This window comes from Mycolicibacterium houstonense (assembly GCF_900078665.2).
In the GTDB taxonomy this organism is placed as follows: Bacteria; Actinomycetota; Actinomycetes; order Mycobacteriales; family Mycobacteriaceae; genus Mycobacterium; species Mycobacterium houstonense.
Genome location: NZ_LT546207.1, coordinates 2,492,249 through 2,496,630, shown reverse-complemented (window position 1 = coordinate 2,496,630; position 4,382 = coordinate 2,492,249). Strand labels below are relative to the sequence as shown.

Sequence of the window (4,382 nt, the reverse complement as noted above, 5' to 3'; positions counted from 1 at the left end):
CCCGACGCCGGCCGAACGGGCCACCTGCGCGCCGTGGCTGCAGGCCGAATGGCGGCTGGTCGGCCCGCATGTGCGGGTGGTCATCGCGCTGGGTGCGTTCGCGTGGCGCGCGGCGCTGGAGCTCCTCGGGTCGCCCCGGCCCGCACCCAAGTTCGGTCACGGTGCGACGGCCATGCTGACCTCGGCTTTCGGGCCGGTGACCCTGCTCGGCTGCTTCCACCCCAGCCAGCAGAACACCTTCACCGGCCGGCTCACCGAGGCGATGCTCGACGACATCTTCGTCACCGCGAAAGCCCTGGCATCGGCGGCCGGCGGGAACGAACCGGGCGCCTGATGACGTTGACGCTGTCATGCGGCTTTCTGTCCTCGACCTCGTCCCGGTACGCACCGACCAGTCCACGGCCGACGCGCTGACGGCCACGACGCACCTGGCGCAGACCGCCGACCGGCTGGGATACACCCGCTACTGGGTCGCCGAGCACCACAACATGCCTGCCGTCGCGGCCACCAGCCCGCCGGTGCTGATCGCCCATCTGGCCGCGCACACCTCCCAGCTTCGTCTCGGTTCGGGCGGCGTGATGCTGCCCAACCATGCGCCCCTCGCGGTCGCCGAGCAGTTCGCGCTGCTGGAGGCCGCTCACCCGGGCCGCATCGATCTCGGGATCGGGCGGGCGCCGGGCTCGGATCCGGTCACCTCGCTGGCATTGCGCGGCGCTGCCGGCCGCGACGATCGCGACATCGAGGCGTTTCCGCAATACCTCGACGACGTGGTGGCCCTGATGAGTGCGCGCGGGGTCCGGGTGCCGCTGCCTCGGGATCTGATGCGGGAGAATTACGTGCTCAAGGCGACGCCTGCCGCGGTCAGCGAACCGCGGATGTGGCTGCTCGGCTCGTCGATGTACTCGGCGCATCTGGCCGCGGCCAAGGGGCTGCCTTACGTGTTCGCCCATCATTTCTCCGGGCAGGGCACCGCCGAGGCGCTGGCCGTGTACCGCGACGAATTCCAGCCCAGCGATCTGGCGTCCGAGCCGGTGACCTTCCTGACCGTCAACGCGTCGGTGGCCGAGACCACCGAGGAGGCCGAGGCGCTGCTCCTGCCGCAGCTGCAGATGATGGGAAGGCTGCGCACCGGTCAGCCGCTCGGGGCGCTCGACCTCGTCGAGGATGCCGAGGCGACGACGCTCAGTCCGCAGGCCCAGGCGATCGTGGCCTCCGGACTGCGGCGCGCCGTGGTCGGTTCGCCCGTTGAGGCGGCCGAGCAGGTGCGCGCCCTGGCTGAGGAGTTCGGCGTCGACGAGGTGATGGTCAACCCGGTGGGGTCGGCGCGGCGCGGTGCCGATCCGGCCACGGCAACGGCGCGTGACACCACCCTTGAGCTGTTGGCCAAGGAACTCTTCTAGGGCGTCGGCACCACGATCGGGATCGGTCGGGTGGTCTTCTTCTGATACGCCTCGTAGCGGTGAGAGTTGTTGTCGTTGACGATCTTCCACAACCGTTGATAGTCGGGATCGTCGGGCAGCACGGGTTTGGCCGTGACGCCGATCCGCTTGGTGCCGACGTTGATCTCGACGCGGGGATGGGCTTTCAGGTTGTGATACCAGCCCGGCGAGCGCGGCGCGCCGCCCATCGACGCGACCACCAGGTAGTCCTTGCCGTCCCGGGCGTAGCTGAGCGTGTTGATCCGGGCCTGGCCGGTTTTGGCGCCCGTGGTGCGCAGCAGCAGGCTGGGCGGGACGCCCGGCAGGCGGTGCCCGATCATCCCGTTGGACTTCTGGTAGATCAGGTCATGGATGTGCAACAGCCGGAGGCCGATCTTCTCCGCAAGCGGCAGATCACTCATGCGCTCAATCGTGCTCGGGCGCGTCGAGTTCCGCCAATGCCGCACGTAGCAGCCGGCCCGATTCCTCACGGTCCGGGTCGCGGCGCACCATCATGCCCTTGACGAAGGACAGCTTGTCGCCGGTCTGGCGCGGCACCACGTGCAGATGGATGTGGAACACGCTCTGGAACGCGGCCTTGCCGTCGTTGATCACGATGTTGTTGCCGTCGGCGTGCAGCCCGGACCGGCGGGCGGCACGGGCAATGCGCTGCCCGATGCCCGCCATCGCCGCGACCGTTGCCGGCGGCGTGTCCGTCAGATCGACCGTGTGCCGCTTCGGGATCACCAGGGTGTGACCTCGGGTGAACGGCCGGATGTCGAGGATGCCCAGGTACTCGTCGTCCTCGTAGACACGGATGGCGGGAGCCTCGCCGGCGACGATGGCGCAGAACACACATGACATCCCGTCACGTTAGCCTCCGGCGGTGGCCGCCCATTCGGCGACGCGACGTTCGCGCTCCTGCGGCGTGAGGTCCTCGACGCGGGTCATCACCGTCCAGCGCTGGCCGAACGGGTCGAGGATCGAGGCGAACCGGTCGCCCGTGACAAAGGTCTGCGCGGGTTCGCGGACGGTCGCACCCTCCTTCTCGGCGCGGGCGACGACGTCGTCGACGTCGGGGCAGTACAGCCCGATCGAATGGGTTGCGGCAGCCCCCGGCGCGGGAGCGGCGATCTGAAACGCCTCTTGCGGGTCACCGAGTTGCAGCCGGCCGGTGCCGAAGTCCAGTTCGGCGTGCGCGACGGTGCCGTCGGGTCCGTCCATCCGCTCGACCACCGTCGCGCCGAATACGTTCTGGTAGAACGTGATCGCCGCGGCAGCACCGTCGACGCAGATGAACGGGGTCAGGCTGGTGTAGCCCTCCGGAATCGGTGTGACACTCATGTCGACCAGTTTCGTAGGCTGATGGCGATGCCCGCTTGGAAAAATGCGCCAGAGCAAAACGCGCCAGAGCGCGGCGTGGTCGGCCGGGCCGGCACGGCCTCGGCGTTCGACCTGCAGCGGTGGGCACCGTCCGAGGATGCGGCGCGGTTCGTCGAGCACTACTGGTCGGTGAGCTGGGACCGTCATGACGACGGGCCCTTCGAGAGCACCGTGATCACCTTTCCGGCCATGCATCTCACCCGGGAGTGGGGCGACGACGGTGTGCGCCATGGCCATCGGTTGCCCGCCACCTTGCTGCACGGGGTGGTGCCCCGGGTGTTTCGCATCGTCATCAGCGGGCGGGGGACGGTGGTGGGCGCGCGTTTTCGGCCCGGAGGTTTCACCGCGCGGTTCGGCGGAGACGCCGCGACGATGACGGGGCGCGTGGTACCGGTTGACGGCGAGTTATTCGGTGGGCCAGTCGATCTCGGTGAGGAAGTGACCACCGTCCACTCCGCTTTGGATGCCATGATCGGTGCAACGGCCGCGCCGCTCGATGACACGTACCGGCAGTTGACCCCGCTGATCGAGCGCATGAGCGAGGACGGGTCGCTGCATCGGGTGGACCAGGTGATGACGTTGTCGCCGTGGAGTACCCGTACCACGCAGCGGGTGTTCCGCCGTTATGTCGGGGTGACGGTGAAGTGGGTGTTGTGCCGGTACCGGCTGCAGCAGGCTGCTCTGGAGATCGAGAGCGTGCCCGGCGTCGATTTCGCCGACCTGGCAGTGCGACTCGGCTGGTACGACCAGGCCCACTTCATCAACGACTTCCGGTCGATGCTGGGCAGCACGCCGGGTGAGTACGCCGAGCGGTTCAGTCGGCGATGTGGGTCGGCGGGTCGGTGAAGGTGAAATCGAACGGATAGTCGTGCCCGGGACCCATCGGGTCGCAGCGCTTGACGGGCACCAGGTGGGAACTGAAACCGCTGGGCACGTAGCCCCACGTTCCGATGCAGCGTTGCCAGGTGCCGTCGGGCTGGATGGGCCCGTCGCACTTGCTGATGACGTTGCCGCCGTAGATGCAGCCCGCACTGGCCGGTGGGGCCGAGGTGATCAGTCCGGACACCGTGAGCACGGCGGCCAGGCCTCCGATGATGAAGAGCTTCATGGGTTCTCCCGTCTGCCGTTACCCACGGACGCTACCGCTCACGTCACTCGACGGAGGCGCCTTTGTACCTTTCACTGTGCACCAGAGGGCAGTCAGAAGGGTGGGGGTGGTCCGTATTCTTCGGCGAGCCAGGCTTGGTAGGCGCGTTCGTGGGCGAGGTCGTTGTTGAGTTCGGCGCGTAGGCGGCGTTCTTCGGCGATGCGGTCTTGTTGGTCTTGTTCGCGGGTCTGTGTGCGTTTGGGCATCTTGGCGCTGCGGTGGGGGCCGTGTTCGGGTGGTTCGGGAAGGGGGAGGTGCCCGGTGGGGGTGGCCAGGTCGGGAAACAGTGCGGCGCCGTGGGGTTCGGTGGTGTAGGTGTGGCCGGTGGGTGTGGTGATTTCGACGGTGCCGTCGGGGTATTGGCGGTCGGTCCAGCCGGGGCAGAACGTTTTGATCAGGTGGTGGACGCGGCAGTACAGCTTGGTGTTGGACGG

At 68.1% G+C, this 4,382-nt stretch carries 7 protein-coding genes and 1 pseudogene; 3 read left to right on the top strand and 5 right to left on the bottom strand.

The genetic code is table 11. The annotated features are described in order from the left end of the window. Together BN4332_RS12520 and BN4332_RS12515 are read left to right on the top strand one after the other, a co-directional pair. Positions 1 to 334, top strand: a 334-nt coding sequence (locus tag BN4332_RS12520) for a uracil-DNA glycosylase family protein (RefSeq protein ID WP_276527212.1), incomplete at its 5' end; no start/stop codon positions are given. A gap of 16 nt (positions 335 to 350) precedes the next feature. Next, on the top strand, positions 351 to 1,400 hold the full coding sequence (locus tag BN4332_RS12515; protein WP_066898740.1) for an LLM class flavin-dependent oxidoreductase: 1,050 nt from the start codon (positions 351 to 353) through the stop codon (positions 1,398 to 1,400). On the opposite strand, the gene BN4332_RS12510 is transcribed toward BN4332_RS12515, so the two are convergent. From BN4332_RS12510 to BN4332_RS12500, 3 genes are read right to left on the bottom strand one after another with little or no spacing between them, the layout of a single operon-like run. Then, positions 1,397 to 1,840 (bottom strand): nitroreductase family deazaflavin-dependent oxidoreductase, encoded by a 444-nt coding sequence (locus tag BN4332_RS12510; RefSeq protein WP_066898739.1) that lies wholly within the window; start codon positions 1,838 to 1,840, stop codon positions 1,397 to 1,399. The two genes, BN4332_RS12515 and BN4332_RS12510, sit on opposite strands and share 4 nt — an antisense overlap. 4 nt (positions 1,841 to 1,844) lie before the next feature. After that, complete coding sequence (locus tag BN4332_RS12505) at positions 1,845 to 2,282, bottom strand: HIT family protein (protein WP_066898738.1); 438 nt, start codon at positions 2,280 to 2,282, stop codon at positions 1,845 to 1,847. 9 nt (positions 2,283 to 2,291) lie between these two features. Then, entirely contained in the window at positions 2,292 to 2,762 is a 471-nt protein-coding gene (locus BN4332_RS12500; RefSeq protein ID WP_066898737.1) for a VOC family protein, read from the bottom strand. 27 nt (positions 2,763 to 2,789) lie between these two features. Between BN4332_RS12500 and BN4332_RS12495 the strand changes: the two genes are divergently transcribed. Continuing rightward, positions 2,790 to 3,647, top strand: coding sequence for an AraC family transcriptional regulator (locus BN4332_RS12495; RefSeq protein WP_066898741.1), 858 nt, complete (start codon positions 2,790 to 2,792; stop codon positions 3,645 to 3,647). Here the strand turns inward: BN4332_RS12495 and BN4332_RS12490 are convergent. Continuing rightward, a complete protein-coding gene (locus BN4332_RS12490) occupies positions 3,616 to 3,909 on the bottom strand; it encodes a CDGP domain-containing protein (protein ID WP_066898736.1) in 294 nt (97 codons plus the stop codon). The two genes, BN4332_RS12495 and BN4332_RS12490, sit on opposite strands and share 32 nt — an antisense overlap. Before the next feature lie 92 nt (positions 3,910 to 4,001). Further along, positions 4,002 to 4,382: pseudogene (locus BN4332_RS12485) on the bottom strand (HNH endonuclease); the annotation flags it as partial.